A 17,839-nucleotide genomic window follows, 5' to 3' on the forward strand; every position below is an offset into this window, starting at 1 on the left:
TAAGTCGACTCTAACGAAGGTTGATGAGATTTTCGAAGAGTATTAGGAGGTCTTTATTTAATGATTATATAATACACGAGGAGACTTAAAATTCCCTTAATTTTTAAATCAATCACTAACAATTTTCTTTAACAGCTGTTTGACCTGCAATACGTCCAAAAGTAAAGATATCCGTAAGCGAATTTCCTCCTAGACGGTTACCTGCATGGAGTCCACCTGCGACTTCTCCGGCAGCATACAAACCAGGGATAATCTGCCCGTTTTCATTCAAAACGTGTGTTGAAGTATCAATCTTGAGTCCACCCATTGTATGGTGAACGGCTGGTTTTCTTGGTGTTGCGTAAAATGGTGCAACCTCACACTTGAGATCAAAACTACCTTTATTGAATTCAGGGTCAAATCCTGCATCAACATAAGAATTGTACTTCTTGATTGTATCTGCTAACACCTGTGGATCCATACCAATCTGAACCGCTAACTCTTCTATCGTATCTGCACGATAGAGAGTGCCTGCTTTGACTTGGGCATCGATTTTTTCTTGGCTAGTGTTGTAGGCTGTTGCCTTGATACGTTCATCTGCGATTAGATAGAACAAGCCTCCATTATCAATCGCTGCTTGAGATAGCTTGTCTCGGCTACCGTACTCATCTACAAAGCGCTTCCCTTCAGTATTTACCATGATGAAGTTAGCTGGAGGAACTTGAAGTCCTGAGAAGAGGGCACCTGTTACTGGATCGGATACTGGCATCATTTGACTAAAGCCCATACCCACCAAATCTGCACCTACACTTTGCCCTAAAAGAATACCATCTCCTGTTACAGCTGGTGTATTAGATGTGGCAATATCATCTGCAATTTCAGTCCAGTAAGTATTGTATTTTTGTAGCATCTTTGTATTGGCACCAAATCCTCCAGAAGCTAGAACAACGGCATCTGCATTGACAATGATGGTTTGACCATTTCGACCTTCTGCTCTAACACCCTTGACAGCCCCGTCTTTTACAAGCAATTCTTTAACTGGAGAGTCAGTCAAGATTTTGCCACCATGCTCTAGAACATTTTTTTGTAGGACAGATATAAAGGCATACCCCATTGGTTGAACCGGCTTATGGCCACGACGCCAAAGGGCTCCAACTGGCATTGTCACTTCACTACGAACAAATTCAACGCCGATGTCTTCCAACCAACGAACAGACTCTAGGGCTCGTTCGGTTAATACAGAAACCAAATCGTATTGCCCATGAATTTCATTTCCTTGTAAATCTTTTCGTTTCCCACCGATATAGGTTTGGATACGGTAAAGTAAGGTAGAGTCAAACAAATAGCTCGGGTCCTGCAAATACTGCTCAACCTCAACTTTCAAGGCTCTAAAGTCCTCTAGATATTCTGGATCAATCGTTGATTCATCTGTCGCAATCAATTCTTGAAGCGTATGAGCCTCACCTGGATGAGCTGCGAAGGTTCCTTGCCATGCTGGATCTGGTGCATTCATTGGACCACCTGCACGAACAGTATTTCCTCCAATTGCAGGAAATTTCTCAACAACAATTGGCTTCTTACCAGCTTGTAAGACTGCAGCCGCTGCAGCTAATCCAGCTCCTCCGCCTCCGACGATGACAACGTCTGCCTGATAGGTTTTATCTTCTTTATCTAGGGCAGATGGCGCTTTTGAACGCTTCCGTAAAACATCTGGATTTGCACCGGCTTGTTTGACTGCACGCGCAACTCCATCTAAAACACCATTTGAAGTCACAGAAGCTCCTGACACCGCATCAACATTTAAGGTTTGTCCCTCAATGATTTCTGCTGGAATACGGGTAAAGACGACATCTGCGATTCCTGAAGATTCTCCAGAAGAATCGATTTCAATTTTTTCAATACGGTCCTCAGAAACCGTTACATCCATCGGTAATTTACCATTATGACCTTCAGTTGTAACATGGTAAGTCCCCGGTTCAAAGCGGACTTCTTCAGGAAGATTTAGTTGGTTTGCGACGGATACAAAGCGAAGGAAGCGATAAAAACAACTATCTAGGAAATCAACGGTTCGCTCATCAATCAAATCTCCATTGTCATCAAACGCTCGATGCGCTCGACCAAGTAAAAACTCACTACCTGGCATAACTGTTGCATTTACCCCAGGAGCATCCAAAATCTGACGAAGATGAAGTTGGGCACGTGAGGAACCTTGAATATCGTAAGAAGCTCCGACAATCATTGTCGGCTTTCCGTCTAGTGGATGAATGTTAAAAGACAACCACTTGAGCAAGCTATTCAAACTTGATGGAATCGTATGATTGTGCTCGGGTGTCGAGATAATGACACCATCAGCTTCTGAAATAGCTTGATTAAACTTCTGAATAATAGGTGTATCTGTTTGATCATCTGTTTCATTGAACATTGGTACATCTGTTATTTCTAAAATCTCAATATCCGTTTTCTGAGCAAAATGTCTTTTCATAAATTGCAACAGGTTGCGATTATAGGATTTTTTTGCATTAGTCCCAACAATAGCTACTAATTTCATGGATTGTTCTCCTTTCTTGAAATACCTATGCTTTCAACCATTCTTCCCAAATGAAAGATTTCTTACGATTTGTATCTTCTGGTTTGACTAAAGCCTTTGTTAGTTCAACAAAATTTTGAAACTCTGAAAAATGTTCTTCTAGTTCTGCAACCTTTTCAGGATTGTTCAAATGACACTCATCATCTAGGACTTGCTCAGAATGACCTAGAAAGAACTCTGTACCAGGCATAACTCTCGCTTTAAGCTCCGGCGCATCTAAAATCTGACGTAAATGTGCCTGCGCTCTAGATGTTCCTAGCAAGCCAAGAGAAGCACCAACAATCATAGTTGGTTTATTGATTAAGGCACGACTGGTATAAGCAATCCACTCCAAAGCAGAGGCCAAAGGTGCTGGTATCGTGTGGTCGTACTCAGGTGTTGAAATAATCACACCATCTGCGGCAAGAATTTTTTCTGAAAAAGCTTGAACTTCAGCTGGTGCTTGCTTGTCCTCAGGTTCGTTAAATGCTGGCAATTGTTTGATTTCCAATACCTCAATGTCGGCTTTATCCGAAAAGTGCTTTTGCATAAATTTCAAGAGTTTCAGATTGGTTGAGCGATCTGAATTGGTTCCAACGATAGCAACTAGTTTCATCTTGGTACCCCTTTCATTTATTTAATCTACTTTCATTATACTACTTTAGAAAATCTTGTAAATCCTTGATAATAAAGACCGTGTTATTCTATCAGATTATCGTACTTTAGTACAAGTTCGTGAAAAAATTAACAAAATATCTTCTTAAACTATTGACCAGCTTCCTTAACTATGATATAGTCTTGGTGAAAAAATATACATTTAAGGAGGATGTTTTTATGAAAGAGACATTCAATCGTTGGCGGATTTTAGTCGCGTCCACAGCCATTCTTCTTTGCACAGGTGCCGTCTATTCCTTTTCTGTTTTTGCCGGACCACTTAGCAGTTCAACAGGCTGGTCCATGTCTGATATTATGTTAGCATTTGCTATCAACTCTGCAATCGGCCCTATCCCCATGATTCTTGGAGGTTATTTAGTTGACAAAGGTTACGTAAAATGGACCATCGCCCTCGGTGCTCTTCTATTTGCTAGCGGATTTTACTTAACCGGCTATGCCAATTCACCAGCCATGCTTTATTTGACCTATGGATTAATGGCCGGGCTTGGTCAAGGTTTTGCCTATTCAGGTGCCCTCTCCAATTCACTTCGCCTCTTCCCTGATAAACGTGGCTTAGCCTCTGGAATTCTGACAGGTGGCATGGGATTTGCCGCAGTCATCGCTTCTCCAGTCGCGAGCAATCTCATTCAACAACAAGATGCCTTCTTTGCTTTTCGTACAATTGGGCTAGTCTATATTGTTGTTATCATCTGTGCAATTTTCTTTATCAAGGCAGCTCCAAGTGGCTACCAACCAGCAGGCTGGAAAGCTCCTATCCCAACCAAACAAGGACCTACTAATAAGAACTGGAAACAAATGCTACAAAGTCCTCTGTTTTACATTATCATTAGCATGTTCTTTGTTGGCGCCTTTTCTGGTTTGATGATTGCCTCTCAAGCATCACCAATCGGTCAATCAATGTTTGGACTCTCTGCAGGCACTGCAGCTCTCTATGTCTCTCTTTATTCAATCGCAAACTCTAGTGGTCGTTTTATCTGGGGATCACTTTCTGATAAAATCGGCCGTTCAAAGACCTTATTGATTATCTATTCTGTCATTGTCCTAGCTTTATTCTCCCTAACTATCGTTCCTGGTCAATTCGGGTTTACCTTAGGAATTATTGGGCTTGGTATCTGCTTTGGTGGTGTTATGGGGGTCTTCCCATCTATCGTCATGGAAAATTACGGTCCTGCAAATCAAGGGGTCAACTACGGTATCGTCTTCACTGGATATTCTTTAGCAGCATTTTTCGCTCCCAAGGTCGCTGTTCAAATGGCAATGGCTAATAATGGAAATTATAGTGTAGCTTTTTATGTGGCTATTGCTTTGGCCTTCATTGGACTTATGCTTACTATTTTTTATATGAAAAAGAAAGCTTAAAACTCGAAAACTTCCTAGATAAGGAAGTTTTTTTGGTATAAACAAAGTATAAATTTCTAATTATCTTTTTATATTTTCTTAAATGCTCGTAAAGCCTTATTCTATGTGCTTTCGAGTATTTTTACTGTAGGAAGATACTTCACGTTTCTTTGCATATTTCCTCATGTCTTAGCTGTCAGAAGTGGTAAATAAGTAGTAAATTCATTTGTACTACTAAGCAACAAGACGCTCCTGTTGCTTCTCTTTATTCAAGCGTTTCATTTCTGCCATTGCAGAATCGAATGTTGCATGTGCGTAATAGTTCAGCGTCATGGCTATATTAGCATGTCCCATAATGTACTGTAATGCCTTTGGATTCATTCCTGCATTTGCATAGTTGGTACAGAATGTATGTCGCAAACTATGTGGAGTGATGTGTGGCAATTTATCCTCGTTATACTTATTGTATTTCTTAACAAGACCTTTCATCATGCCGTTGTAATCACTTGCCACTTTTGGATAGTTCTTTCTATTAAGAAAGAGGAAATCACTATATCCATCAATCTCAACACGCTTATCATTCTTTCGATTCGCTAACACTCGCTTAAATGCTTGATAGGCTTCTTCAACCATAGGAACTTGACGTTCGCCACTTTTGGTCTTTGGTGTTTCAATGTAGTACCCAATTTCAGTATCTCTCAATAGCTGATGGTCTATATTGACAAGACGATTCTCAAAATCTAAATCTGGAAGTGTCAAACCACCAAACTCTGAAATACGAAGACCTGTTTTTAAGAGTATCAGAATTTCATCATAATTTTTGCTGTAGGTTTTATCAGCTTTTGCAAAGGCTAACAGTTTTTCTTCCTGTTCTTCTGTTAGTACGGTCTTAGGGACAGTATCATCATCAAGAACTGCTTTCAGTTGAAAGTCAAATGGATTCTTCCGAACACAATCATCTTGTATAGCAATATAGAATGAAGCCTTTAAAGAACGTTTGTAGTTATTGATGGTTTGATAAGCATAACCATTTTCACTCATTCTAATAGCCCATTCTTTAGCGTCTGATGGCTTAATACTGTCAATACTTCTTACACCTAACTTGTCTTTCTTCAAAATATCCATAAGATATTTGCGTCCAGTTTCAGTGTTTTTTCTAACCTTTGGTCTTTGAGCGTTCTGTTTTGCGTAAAGCTGGCAGAGTGTCATTTTCTTTCCTACAACATCAATACCATCATGAATGTCTTTCTGTAACTCTGCGATTTTCTCTCTAAGTGAGATACAATCACGCTTTCCTGCTGGTACTCGGTCTGTAGCCACAAGTTTCCACGAGTAAACAAATTGCGGTTCTCCAAATGAATCTATATATTTGTATAAGTATCTTCCGTCTTTTCGTTGGCTCTCTCCAGTCTTTAAGATTCGACCTTTATTGTCACGTCTTTTTTCTGACATGGCATTTGCTCCTTTCCTTTATGGAAAGAGCCTTGATACGACTTAATACTATTTTATCATATACAAGACCCTTTGGCGACGCTAGATTGCGTCCAATGTATCTATAATTTTTTCAAATTGTTTTCGTTTAATCTGAATACGATTGCCATTCATAATCAGCCAATTTGCATTTTTATTTTCCTCTGCCAAGCGTCGTAGCTTGTTTTCGCCAATACGAAAATATTTTGACGCTTCTTCAATGGTTAGGGTATAACGTTCCCAAATAGGAATGTCAGTCTGCTTCATAAAATCCTCCTTTCCAAATCACTTATTTGGATTTCATAAAAGTTGTTTTACCAGCAATCGAACAGCTTTAGCAAAGCTCACGGGAGTTCCACCCCTGCATGGTTCTCATGTAGCCATACTCATTGCCTGCGACGGTTTTATCACGCTCGGACTATTGACTGTATGGGAGTATCATTATCACGATAAGAATGTCGTTGCAGGCAATCCTGCTAAAGATTGCTTCTCGGATCACTAACATGAATCGCTCGCTATCTTTATAAGATAGGTCATGGCGGTTAGTTCCGTTGGCTCTTTTCTTATCGAAACGTATTCGATTACTTTTATTCAGTTTTCAAAGAACAATGGCTCGTTAGCCTATCAAAACACATTGAAAGCTCAATATGCTTTGGTGGAATAACAAACCTCCCTGTTCGGGAAGCGTGGAATGGTTTAGCACGCTTCCACGAAAGGAGAGAGGATATTACTTAATTTCAAATGACAAAATCTTTGTAATCAGTCTGGTTTCCATTCTTCCACGTAAGACTTCATCAACGACCATACTTTGATTGCCATATTCATCTTTCATAAGTCGTAGGGAACGCTTCGTTATGTACCCTCTGTAATGATGTAGAATCTGGTTAATCGCTTCGGTATCGCCATCTGTTGCCTTTACAATGAGAGGAAAGGGAATCATAGGATATTGTGTTTTCATTCTTCAAATTCCTCCATAAACTTTTTAATTAAGGCTAGTCCACTGGTTCTATGCCGATAGACAGTAGAACGGTTCAATTTCAACAGGTCTGCAATTTCTGAATCGCTCATGTCCATAAAGTAAAACAGCAGTAGAATTTCACGTTTCTTGTCTGGCAACTCACGTAATGCTTCACTCAACAAATCATTTTCAACGCCTACTGATAACCCATTGAGTGTAAAAATCTGAAAGTCAGTTGAATAGTTATCTGTTGTCGCAAACTGGCTAACAAGATAATCGCCAACATCCGAAAAGGACACCTCACGCTTTGCAATCCTTGAAAGATAAAGCATATAATTCTTTCGCTCGTCTTCCATAGCACGTTTACAGATATAGTCAAACTGATTTTCTATTGTGGTCTGAAAAGAAGATGGTTTCATGTTTCTCACCCCCTTTCTGTCTAGGAAAGGAAGTGAGCCTTGCTCGTTTATCTCCTTTCACTCTTAGTCCCAATGTGAAAGGGGGATTTGTTGCATTACTGATAAATAAACTTTGTAAAAAAGTTCTGAATAGCCAAAAAAGCATATAAACAGATTTATTTCTCTGTTTACATGCTTCTGTTATTCTATCTATATGATTTATAAAACCACATTGGTGGACGTACTTATCTATTGCAGATAGACGACTTTTTTTGACAAGAACCCAATGTAAGGAAATTTATTGTATATGATGTACTTCATGGCGACGTTGACCTCCAACAAACCGCCATTTGGAAGTAATATACAATATTTTAACAGCGTAAATAGCACTACCATATAACGGTTTTTTTTATTGGCGTTTAGTAGTGCTTTTTATTAAATATAAACCTATAAACCATATAACACGTTTTTCTATACCTGTTTTTAATTCAGTAGGAACAATAAAATGTATAGAGGTGGTCTACTATGCGTAAAAAAGAAGATAAATATGATTTTAGAGCCTTTGGTTTAGCCATTAAAGAAGCTCGATTGAAACGAGGTTTAACTCGTGAACAAGTGGGAGCATTGATTGAAATTGACCCACGGTACTTAACTAATATTGAAAATAAAGGGCAACACCCCAGCATACAAGTTCTTTATGACCTTGTATCGTTACTTCATGTTTCCGTTGATGAATTTTTCTTACCTGCTAATAACTTGGTAAAAAGCACCCGACGATTACAGATAGAGAAATACATGGATAGCTTTACAGACAAAGAACTATCCTTAATGGAATCTTTAGCCAGCGGTATCAACGAAGCAAGAAACATCGAAGACTAATTAAAAGAATCCATACATAACGGAAAGAGCCGATAAAATGAGATTGTATTAATCTCATTTTATCGGCTCTGCGTCTTTGCGTCTGGCTCTGTAATCACAGTTACTTTGAACTGCTTTATTTCAATTAAATTTTCTTGTCTGCATTTCGGACAATAGAGGGGGAATTTTTTTAATTCAGTATCTTCCCTTATCTTTAATCGTGTTTTATTTCCACATACAGGACACAATATCCACTTGTAGTTTATAATAACTATCTCCTCCTTTACACTTTAATTCAAATCTTTATTAAAAAATATTTCATCTTATTTAACAAGAAACCATATTTATATAACAACATAAAATACACTAAGTTATTTTATTGAACATATATCGTACTTTATCTATCCGACTATTTGGACGACGGGGCTGGCAAACAGGTTCACCGGTAGTAACATGGTACCCTTTTAACTCTGTTAAACAAACACTACGTCCATTTGTAAAGAAAGTTAAATCACTACGATATTCTTGAATACACCGAGCAGGGATTTCTCCACTAAGAATGACCTCATTATTTTTCAATTGAGTGTCTACGATGTTCGCACAATATTTAGGAGCATCGTTGTATGCTCGTGAAAGATATTCCTGTGGCGCATAAATTTTAAAACTAAGATATGGCTCTAACAATTCTGTTCCAGCTTTTTTTAAGACTTGTTCCAATACAATAGGAGCAAGCATCCGAAAATCTGCTGGGGTACTAACAGGGCTATAGTATAAGCCATACTTAAAACAGATTTTACAGTCCGTCACATTCCAACCATATAATCCTTGTTCGCAACCATAGCGTATCCCTTCCATAACTGCATTTTGAAATGATTGATTTAAGTATCCAAGAGAAACCGAGCTCTCATACTGCATTCCACTTCCCAACGGAAGCGGTGATACAGATAAACCAATGGAAGCCCAGAAAGGATTTGGCGGCACTTCGATGTGAATGGTATATTCTGCATTTTTTAACGGTCTCTCCATATAAATGACTGTAGGCTCTTTTAGTTCTATCTCCACATGATACTTTTCTTGCAACAGTGCACTAATCACTTCCATTTGTACTTTCCCTAAGAAAGAAAGTATAATTTCATGTGTCGTAGAATCCACGTAATATCGTAGAAGCGGATCACTATCTGAGATTTCCAAAAGGGCATCAAGCAACATTTCTCTCTGTTCAGGTTTACTCGGTTCAACAGTTGTTTGTAGTAGAGGGTGCGGATTTTCAATCTTTTTTCTCTGTGGCAATAGTTTTGTATCTCCAAGAACACTATTTAACTTCAAAAACTCATTTTGCAAAATAACAATTTCTCCAGAATAAGCTCTATCAATCTTACATAATTCACCATTTATTGAAGTATACATTTCTGTAACTTTTATTTTTTCTTTTTCTGATACTCTAACCGAATCTCGTAAATGTAGTACTCCACTATAAAGGCGTATATATGCAAGACGTTGTCTTTTTTTTGTATATTCAATTTTGAAAACATTTCCGCAAAGTTCAGACGGACCTCGATGTGTTGATGAATAAAATTTATTAGTAATAACTTCTATAAGGTTATCAATCCCTATATTACTTTTTGCACTTCCATGATAAAGAGGGAACAGAGAACAATTCTGAAATCTTATGCTTTCCTCTTGTTCGAGTTCCAATGCTTCTAATGATTTACCGGACATATATTTCTCTAAAAGGTCATCGTTTCCCTCTATTACCGTATCCCATTGTTCAGATTCGGTAAAGTTCGTCACACACATATTAGGATACAGTTCTACCTTCTGTTTGATTACAATTTCGGCAGAAAGTTTCTCTTTAATATCCTGATAAACCGTTGATAAATCAATTCCATTTTGGTCAATCTTATTGATAAAAAAGATTGTGGGAATCCCCATTTTCCTAAGTGCATGAAATAATATACGAGTTTGTGCTTGTACGCCATCTTTTGCAGAAATCAGTAGAATTGCCCCATCTAAAACTGATAATGAACGATATACTTCTGCTAAGAAATCCATATGTCCTGGCGTGTCTATGATGTTCACCTTCGTATTTTCCCACTGAAAAGAGGTTATTCCTGTCTGAATTGTAATTCCTCTCTGACGTTCTAAAAGCGTATTATCCGTCCTCGTTGTACCTTTGTCCACGCTTCCTAATTCTGTAATCGCTCCACTGTTATATAATAAGCTTTCTGTTAAGGTAGTTTTTCCTGCATCAACATGAGCTAAAACTCCAATATTAATAATTTTCATGTGATTTTCCTCCATTCAAAAACCCAAAAGGGCATAAAAATCCCAGTGATAAATACTTTTATCACTGGGATTTTTATGCATAACCATAGGTATACAAAGCATACAGATATTCTCTGGATACTTTAGAATCACATGATAAAGGTATTCTTAAACTGGGTACAAAAAACTAAGCCCTCCTAAAAAAGGACATCCAATTATTTGTTCCCACTATCAAATTGACAGTTTATTTAAGAATACCTTGCCGCATATTTATTAACTCCTTTTAAATAGATACTTAAATAATAGCACGTAAGAGCATATTTGTAAAGGAATCTCCAATTTTTTATCAAAGAGAGTACGTGATTACAAAATAGCTGTAATAATGTACCAATATTTGTTATTCTATAATCTTCCAATTACTCCCGTTCTTTTCAAGTACCAAATCAAATTGAGATACCTGCGTTGCTTTGGTCTGCTGGTCGATATACTCCACTGTCAGCGATACCGTGACTTGATTATCCTTACGATTGTGAATAGGATTTACCAGTTCTTGAAAGATGTACTCTTTTCCGATTGGTTTTAATATCCCGTCATTCACATAGTAGGAAAGTTCACTGGCTGTCGCTGTAGGATAGAGCTTGAAGAACGTCGTTAAAAACTCATTGATTTCATTGGTTGTAATGGAATCAACCGTCCCCTCACTTTCAATGGCTTTTGGTTTATAACTTGATTTCTTAGGTATGTTGGTAATGGTCGGATTCTTAACCAGTACCATATTTCCAGAACCATCTACATAGACACTCACTATATAAGCAGAGTGGACGGTCTTTGTATTTTCTCCCTCTGTAATGAGCTGGTCTACACTGTAGGTTACATTAAACTCATTGTCGCCAGTTGGCTCTACCGTCCATATCTGAAATCCTCTTACAGAAGACGATACAGGAATATCTTTGCGTACTGTATCAACATTGAGAGCTTGAAGTTCATCTGTCAGATAGCCTTTTAGACTTTCCATTCGATTATCAATGGACTTATCGGATTGCTCCCATGAATAGTAGACTTTCGCAAAGTTCTCTACAAAATTTTCTACATGATGAGTATCAACGTATTCCTTTTCTATGATAGTTGTTTCGTGAATAGTATGAGTATCTATAGCTGTAAAGTGCTTGAATATCGCAAAGCTGAAACTAAGCCCTAAAAGTACCCACAAGGCAATCACAACCTTTTTATGAGGATTGACCTTATAGTAGACACGAGGTTTCTTTTCCTTTGGTATCTGTTTTTCTTTATTCTGATTTTTTCTAAATTTCATCATTAAATCTTCCTTTCTCATTGTTTGATTCGTCCTGCTCCCACTAAATGCTGTTGCCAGTAGGGGCTTGTTAAGTCGGCATAACCGATTGGGTCGCCTGCATGAAACATACGGTTATTGCCAAGGTATATCCCAACATGAGTAATATAAGAGCCAGCGTTATAGGTAGAATGAAAGAAAACCAAATCGCCAGCTTGTGCTTCCGATAGTGGGATATGCTGGGTCACATCATATTGCTGTTGTGCGGTTCGTGGTAAGTTAATTCCAGCTTTTCCATACGTCCATTGTGTCAGTCCGCTACAATCAAAAGAAGTAGTCGGGGAAGCTCCACCGTAAACGTATCGCCAGCCCTCATATTTCAGTGCTTCGTCCATGATGGCTTGTACCGTATCATCATCAAACTCTGTTGTGACAAGATACTGCGTTACCAGTTGCACATAAAACATATTGCCATAGTTGTATCGCCAGCCCCCATTGATAGGTATGGCTATGGGATTGGGGTAAGACACTTTTTCGCCACCTGAATACTCTTTTGAGAAACTTTGAGCCAGTTCAAAGGTATATTTATTTCCACGATTAGCCACATACCCTAAGAAACCACCACCATAATTGTAGGACTGGATAACCGATTCTAAATCTACACTGAGCCTTTCGCTACTGGCTAATAATTCACTGAAATACTTCACACCTTGCTTAATGGATTCTTCTGTACTCAATGAATTAGGTGGAAGACCGAGGGATTCCGAGGACTGCATAACATCTTCCGCAGTACCGCCCGATTCCACCTGTATAATCGCAAGAAGTATGTTGACATATTCTTCAACGCCATATTCTTTGGCATATTTTTCTACCATAGGCTTATGAGCCAGCACTTCTGCGGAAACATTCACACCTCCATAATGAATATTGGAAATTCCGCTGTCCTGTTCATCTGAAAATAAAATGGCAACAAACAGAAGCAGTGAGAAGACCATCAAGAATAATCCAGAACCACCAATCACTAAAGTTTTCAACTTCATGGTTTCTTACCGACTTTCTTAATGGTGGCGGTTTTGATTGGTGGTCTACTTCTTGTATTTTGTAGTGGTACTCTTTGAACAGTAGACGGACGTTCTTTTGTGATTGGACGTTGTGAAGTTCTATCTGCTGTAGTGGTTGAAGTTGCTGGCTTTTGAACGGTTTTTTCTTGAACGGTATTGCCTTGGCGTTCCACTTTTGGACTTGAAAAATCGGACTTAACTGCTGGACGCTCTTGTTTGGCTTGTTGAGATTCCTTATATGAAGTCTGAATATTAGACTGTTTTGAGGTCTGTTCATCATGATATTGTTCTTGTCTTGTAGTCGGTCTTTCATGAACAGAAGAAGCAGGCTGTTTTTTCTGTTTGACCTGTTCCATTTCAGAGCGACGCTTCGCAATGGTTTTTCGCCTTTGTTCCTGCTGTTCCTTGCGTCCACTGGCTCTGTCCGCTTTGGTTTGAGAAATACTACTGGTTAAATCACGGACATTCTCTTTTACTTTGGATTTTCCTTGATATACTGCATATCTTGCATTGGTCGGCAAATCTTTAACCTGTTCTTTCAAACCACTAGCAGTGTCTACCATTCTGTCTTTGGTATCAGCTACTGTACCGATGGTTTGACCGATACGTTTTCCAAGTGTTGATTTTTCCTTTCCGTCTGGTCGGGAGTGATCTGCTTGTGTCCTTGCAGAACTCCCCGAACCCGACTGTCCTTTTTTACCTGTAACAATGGCAGACCCAGCCCCTAGAGTAGTCATGGAACGTCCAAGTTTCCGCTGTAGACGGTGCATGTGAGCGTGCATAAGCATACGAGGTTTTCTCATCACACGACTTCCCACACTTTGAGAATCGTTACTCTGTAGAGAAAACATACTCATTAAATCGCCCAGCTTGAAGTAGATTCCTGCAAAGGTCACAATCTGTAGAAAAGCAATCAAAAAGAACGGATAACCAGCCGATAAGGTATAGAGCATGGTTGAAATACTAAATGCTGTCGTAATAATCAATGTGATTCCAGCTCGTGTCAAAATGGTATTAAAGAGCTTTGTTATGGCTCGTTTTGACATACCATCAAATGATGGAATCATGCTTAAAATAAAGCTCACAGGCAGAAACATAGCATAGATGATAAAAAGTACCTGCGAGAAAATCATGATTCCTGTTAATAGGAATACAAATATGGAAATCCCAATATTGAAGACAAATAGGAAGAAGACTGTACCTAAACGGTTAATGGTCTTTGTAATGGTTAGATTGGTATTGCTTCTGTCTTCAATTTCTTCCGCAACAATTTTTTCTCTGTCTTCGCCATTGTTGGAATCTGGGCTGGTGGAGAGCAGGCTTTCCACACGGTCAATACCGATACTTTCAATGTCTGAACTGTTGTATTGAAGCAGTAGCCACGGTTGCTGAACCTGTATGGAAAACAGGCTATCTCTGATTAAGTCCACGCTGTCCTTGCCTTGACTATCGGAATGGGGCATGACAATCTTCGTGCCAAGTGATAAACTGGCATTACTGATGTCTGATGAAAAGTCATTGATTTTTTTAATGTAGTCGGGAGCGTAGGCAATAAAGGAAGCCGATAGGATAAACACCAGCACAAAATTCATAATGGCATGAATTGCCTTTGTGGTTTCTCTCTTTATCAGTCCCGTATAGGCAACATAAACCCCAAGAACCAAAATCAAGAGTAAGAGGAATCCAACATAGAAACCCTCTGTTGAAAATCCGTTTGCACTCACACCAGCTAAGGTCTGCATATTCTTACCAATGGAATCTGCTGTAGCGGAAATGAAGTCTAAGGAATAGGCTTCCTGTACTAAGTAACCTGTCGCATTGGAAACATACAAACTGATTGTCCAAATAAAATTGGTAATGGCATATAGTCCATACATGACCTGTTTTCCAATCCCGTCCGACCAGTTCCACGGAAGCCAGCCCCAGCTATTATCCACATAAAAATCCAGTTGATAGTTTTCAAGTGGGTATCGGCTGTATTCATTTGCCACATTGACCGTATCATCTACCAAGCCCGCAGCTTGAACCACCGTTCCCAGCATGGCTAAAAGAAAAATGGCAATCACAAGTGTGAAAGCCACTGTCATTGCCACTTTACCTAGACGTTTCAGCGTCCAGTTTGATTTTATTCTGTTTACTATTGATGGTTTCACATTTACACCTCTTTTCGCACAGGTGGTCTGGTATCAAAGGCATGGAGCAGTTCTTCAAATACAGGGTGGAACTGTATCACACCGACACGACCATATAAATCACTGATAAGGCATTGCCCGTTTTCCAAATCACGCAATCGCTTCTGATTGTTTTCGTCCTCTGGGTCTACACCAAAAAAGGCTAAGGTCTTTTTAATCTCGTTAAGGTCAGTGGAACGAAATGCAAATTTTAAGCCGAGGTTATTTTTCAGTTTTTCATCTAAGAGGTCGTCTGTATTTTGGGTCACGAAATATACCCCAGCGTTCATAGCACGACCAGCCCGAACCAGCTTCATAGATAGTGTTTTTCCTTGTGCTACCTGTAAAAAGCTCCATGCTTCGTCTAAATCTACAATCTTGAAAATGCTTCGGTCTGTATGGATAAAGTCTAAAGCAAAGGTACTAATGACAATCAGCATAGCAACGGATAAAAGCTCCATAGTGGTATATTCCTCAAAGGAAGTTTCCTTGTCGGGAAGTACCAAGTCCGCAACCTGTATAATGTTCAGTTGTTTTTCTAAGCTGATAGACTGCTCCACATAACCATTACTGAATAATAAATGTGCAAAGTCATAGTCTGTAAAACTTTCGATATGGTCGGCTATACTGGTACTTAGTGGCGTATTCTCAACCCGTAATTCCTCAATCACTTTCATCAACCCTCGTACTTCACTATTGGTTACTGCACGAATGGCTTTTCTAAGGATTGGGAAGCGTTCCCCATCACGAGAGGAAATCCCCGTAAGGAATGTCAGAATATCAATAGCCAGTGATTCAGAATCTTTGGGATTTTTCATAATCACATAAGGGTCAAGTAAGCCTTTGTTTTTCTCATCAGAAGTCAGAGTGACGATATTGATTTCATGGGAAATCTCTGGCAAGGTTTCTTTCCATCTGCCACGTTCTGCTTTTGGGTCTACAATCACTGCTTGTGCCCCATAAAGCACCGCATAATAGACGATAAGGTTATTCGCAAAGGATTTACCACCACCCAGCGAACCAACAAAAGCCGACGCTAACGCATTGGTTACTGAACCCTTAACCCCTTGACTGGCAAGAGCAGGTTTCAGATAGACATTGCGTCCAGTATCTAAGCTGTAGCCAACATAAATCCCCTCATTTTCCCCCAGCATTTGAGTAGCACCAAAACCTAAACCAGCGAGGAAATCAGAGGTCACGTATTGAATATAATCATTCATATAACGCTTGCTGGCAGGTAAAAATTCTTCATGTAAGCCGAGCATATCCCCAAATGGTCGTACCAGTTTTACGCTTAAATCGTCATAAAAATCTTTCACTTCATTACAACGACGTTTGAGTTCGTCAAGATCATTTGCTGATACCCTTACCACATAAGACAGCTTGTACATAGATTCCTTGCTTTGGTCTAAATTGGTTTCCAGCTCATTCACACTTTCCAGAGCTTCCGCCACATTGGAGCTGGTTTCATTATCACTTTGCCAAGCGTGGTTATCCAAGTCTTTCAGTTCTTTCTTTTTATTGCGGACAGTAGATAGGGCTTTACGATTCGCTACAATTTCCACATTCATTGACGTATCAATCGGGAATGTAAATTGCTGTTGCTGGTAGTAGAAGATTTCAGAGGACGGGAAGTCCAGTTCTCCGACAATGCTGTTAATGGTAAAGTAAGCTACATAGACGGTTTCATCTTCCTGCTGGATTTTCAAATATCGCTGTTTTTCTTCCACCAAACAGCGAGTAGGCTTAATCAAGTCATAGTATTTAATCAGCGTTTCATTATCCAGCTTTTTCTTTGATAGATGGTACTCATACTCTTCATAGGCAGTGCCTGTCTGTCCGTAAAGGTGTTCAATCAGATAGCCGAAGTCGTCCTTATCTAACCTGCGGATTTTGAAACGACGAGAGATTTTATTTTCTAAGAGCTTTTCCATCTTCTGAAAACGCAGGATTTCATCATTACTCATACTAACAAAATCGCCCATCAGCTTATGGTTCACATCATAGACAAAATCAGACAAAGCATTTTTTGCTTCAACGGTAAGACTTTTCATAGAAAACTCCTGATCGTTGAGAAGCAACTTAAAGCCGATAAAGAAACGGTAGTTCACTTGATTTTCGCCAATCATGGATATTAAAGCGTCTGTCTGTTGGTCGATTTTGTCATAGGCAACCGCTTTGAGCTTGCCAGTGACTTCATTTTTGGAACGCTCTTGTGCAGAACGTATGCTGGATTCTGTACTGATTTGTAAAGCATGAATTTTGCCATCACGATTTTGTGCGATAAGCTGTCTGAAAGAATCATGCACTTGTATTTTCTGTTCTGGACTTAGAAATGAGTAATTGTAAGGAACAAGCTCATAGTAAGCATAACATTCCCCGTCTTTATTCCAGACGAGATTGTTTTCAATGTATTTAATTGGATATGCCATAAAATTCACTCCTAACTGCTGTAATGGCTTCTTGTGGCTGGTTTCTGCCAAGCGTTACTTTTTTTCCTGCATAGGTCAGCTTTGGTCGCAGTGCATAAGCAATGACAGACTTCAAAAATCCATAAGGCTTTTTACCATCAAAAGTTTTTGTAGACATAAACCATGTGAAAGCCACAGGAATCCCAAAGTATTTGAGAAATGCTCCCTCTATCATGGAAAGAGGGGGCAAGTTGCCAAGTATCATCACTGCAAAGAGTGACACGACAAACCATGTCATTTGCGTAAAGGTTATGGGAAACGGAAGTCTAAAATCATTGATAGAATACAGTACCTTTTCCACAGACCAGATACTGGTATAGCTTCGTATTTTCTTCATG

Annotated in this window: 15 protein-coding genes and 1 pseudogene; 2 read left to right on the plus strand and 14 right to left on the minus strand. The window is 39.2% G+C overall.

Annotated elements, in window-relative coordinates; translation table 11 throughout:
• Window positions 1–115: 115 nt before the first annotated feature.
• Together E2R31_RS02740 and E2R31_RS02745 are read right to left on the minus strand one after the other, a co-directional pair.
• Window positions 116–2,527, minus strand: a complete 2,412-nt coding sequence (locus tag E2R31_RS02740; protein WP_132972733.1) for a flavocytochrome c — start codon at window positions 2,525–2,527, stop codon at window positions 116–118.
• Between the two features lie 25 nt (window positions 2,528–2,552).
• Window positions 2,553–3,161, minus strand: coding sequence for an NADPH-dependent FMN reductase (locus tag E2R31_RS02745; RefSeq protein ID WP_132972735.1), 609 nt, complete (start codon window positions 3,159–3,161; stop codon window positions 2,553–2,555).
• 218 nt (window positions 3,162–3,379) lie between these two features.
• Here E2R31_RS02745 and E2R31_RS02750 point away from each other — a divergent pair, with 218 nt between their 5' ends.
• Window positions 3,380–4,579, plus strand: a complete 1,200-nt coding sequence (locus tag E2R31_RS02750) for an L-lactate MFS transporter (protein ID WP_049519212.1) — start codon at window positions 3,380–3,382, stop codon at window positions 4,577–4,579.
• Between the two features lie 213 nt (window positions 4,580–4,792).
• Here E2R31_RS02750 and E2R31_RS02755 read toward each other — a convergent pair whose 3' ends face one another.
• The 4 genes from E2R31_RS02755 to E2R31_RS02775 form a co-directional block, all read right to left on the minus strand.
• Window positions 4,793–6,010 (minus strand): tyrosine-type recombinase/integrase, encoded by a 1,218-nt coding sequence (locus E2R31_RS02755; protein WP_001291561.1) that lies wholly within the window; start codon window positions 6,008–6,010, stop codon window positions 4,793–4,795.
• Window positions 6,011–6,091: 81 nt separating this feature from the next.
• Window positions 6,092–6,295: an excisionase gene (locus tag E2R31_RS02760; protein WP_000814511.1), complete on the minus strand. Its 204-nt coding sequence runs from the start codon at window positions 6,293–6,295 to the stop codon at window positions 6,092–6,094.
• 460 nt (window positions 6,296–6,755) lie between these two features.
• On the minus strand, window positions 6,756–6,986 hold the full coding sequence (locus E2R31_RS02770; RefSeq protein ID WP_000857133.1) for a helix-turn-helix domain-containing protein: 231 nt from the start codon (window positions 6,984–6,986) through the stop codon (window positions 6,756–6,758).
• A complete protein-coding gene (locus E2R31_RS02775; protein ID WP_000804885.1) occupies window positions 6,983–7,405 on the minus strand; it encodes a sigma-70 family RNA polymerase sigma factor in 423 nt (140 codons plus the stop codon). The genes E2R31_RS02770 and E2R31_RS02775 overlap by 4 nt, the downstream gene beginning before the upstream one ends.
• 504 nt (window positions 7,406–7,909) lie before the next feature.
• Here E2R31_RS02775 and E2R31_RS02785 point away from each other — a divergent pair.
• On the plus strand, window positions 7,910–8,263 hold the full coding sequence (locus E2R31_RS02785) for a helix-turn-helix transcriptional regulator (RefSeq protein ID WP_001227347.1): 354 nt from the start codon (window positions 7,910–7,912) through the stop codon (window positions 8,261–8,263).
• 59 nt (window positions 8,264–8,322) lie between these two features.
• On the opposite strand, the gene E2R31_RS02790 is transcribed toward E2R31_RS02785, so the two are convergent.
• The 8 genes and pseudogenes from E2R31_RS02790 to E2R31_RS02825 all read right to left on the minus strand — a co-directional run bounded on the left by E2R31_RS02790 (window position 8,323) and on the right by E2R31_RS02825 (window position 17,838).
• The gene (locus E2R31_RS02790; RefSeq protein ID WP_000336323.1) at window positions 8,323–8,490 is read right to left on the minus strand and encodes a cysteine-rich KTR domain-containing protein; all 168 of its coding nucleotides are present in this window, start codon (window positions 8,488–8,490) and stop codon (window positions 8,323–8,325) included.
• A 118-nt stretch (window positions 8,491–8,608) separates the two neighbouring features.
• Complete coding sequence (gene tet(M), locus E2R31_RS02795; RefSeq protein ID WP_000691736.1) at window positions 8,609–10,528, minus strand: tetracycline resistance ribosomal protection protein Tet(M); 1,920 nt, start codon at window positions 10,526–10,528, stop codon at window positions 8,609–8,611.
• Between the two features lie 15 nt (window positions 10,529–10,543).
• Window positions 10,544–10,591: pseudogene (locus tag E2R31_RS10135) on the minus strand (hypothetical protein); the annotation flags it as partial.
• Between the two features lie 313 nt (window positions 10,592–10,904).
• A complete protein-coding gene (locus E2R31_RS02805) occupies window positions 10,905–11,840 on the minus strand; it encodes a conjugal transfer protein (protein WP_001224320.1) in 936 nt (311 codons plus the stop codon).
• A complete protein-coding gene (locus E2R31_RS02810; protein WP_000769868.1) occupies window positions 11,837–12,838 on the minus strand; it encodes a bifunctional lytic transglycosylase/C40 family peptidase in 1,002 nt (333 codons plus the stop codon). Before E2R31_RS02810 ends, E2R31_RS02805 begins: the two co-directional genes overlap by 4 nt.
• A complete protein-coding gene (locus tag E2R31_RS02815) occupies window positions 12,835–15,012 on the minus strand; it encodes a CD3337/EF1877 family mobilome membrane protein (RefSeq protein WP_000804748.1) in 2,178 nt (725 codons plus the stop codon). Before E2R31_RS02815 ends, E2R31_RS02810 begins: the two co-directional genes overlap by 4 nt.
• Before the next feature lie 2 nt (window positions 15,013–15,014).
• Window positions 15,015–17,462, minus strand: coding sequence for a conjugal transfer ATPase TcpF (gene tcpF, locus E2R31_RS02820; protein ID WP_000331160.1), 2,448 nt, complete (start codon window positions 17,460–17,462; stop codon window positions 15,015–15,017).
• Window positions 17,446–17,838, minus strand: a complete 393-nt coding sequence (locus E2R31_RS02825) for a conjugal transfer protein (RefSeq protein ID WP_000723888.1) — start codon at window positions 17,836–17,838, stop codon at window positions 17,446–17,448. Before E2R31_RS02825 ends, tcpF begins: the two co-directional genes overlap by 17 nt.
• Window position 17,839 lies beyond the last annotated feature (1 nt).

Source organism: Streptococcus downii (assembly GCF_004353325.1).
Taxonomy (GTDB): domain Bacteria; phylum Bacillota; class Bacilli; order Lactobacillales; family Streptococcaceae; genus Streptococcus; species Streptococcus downii.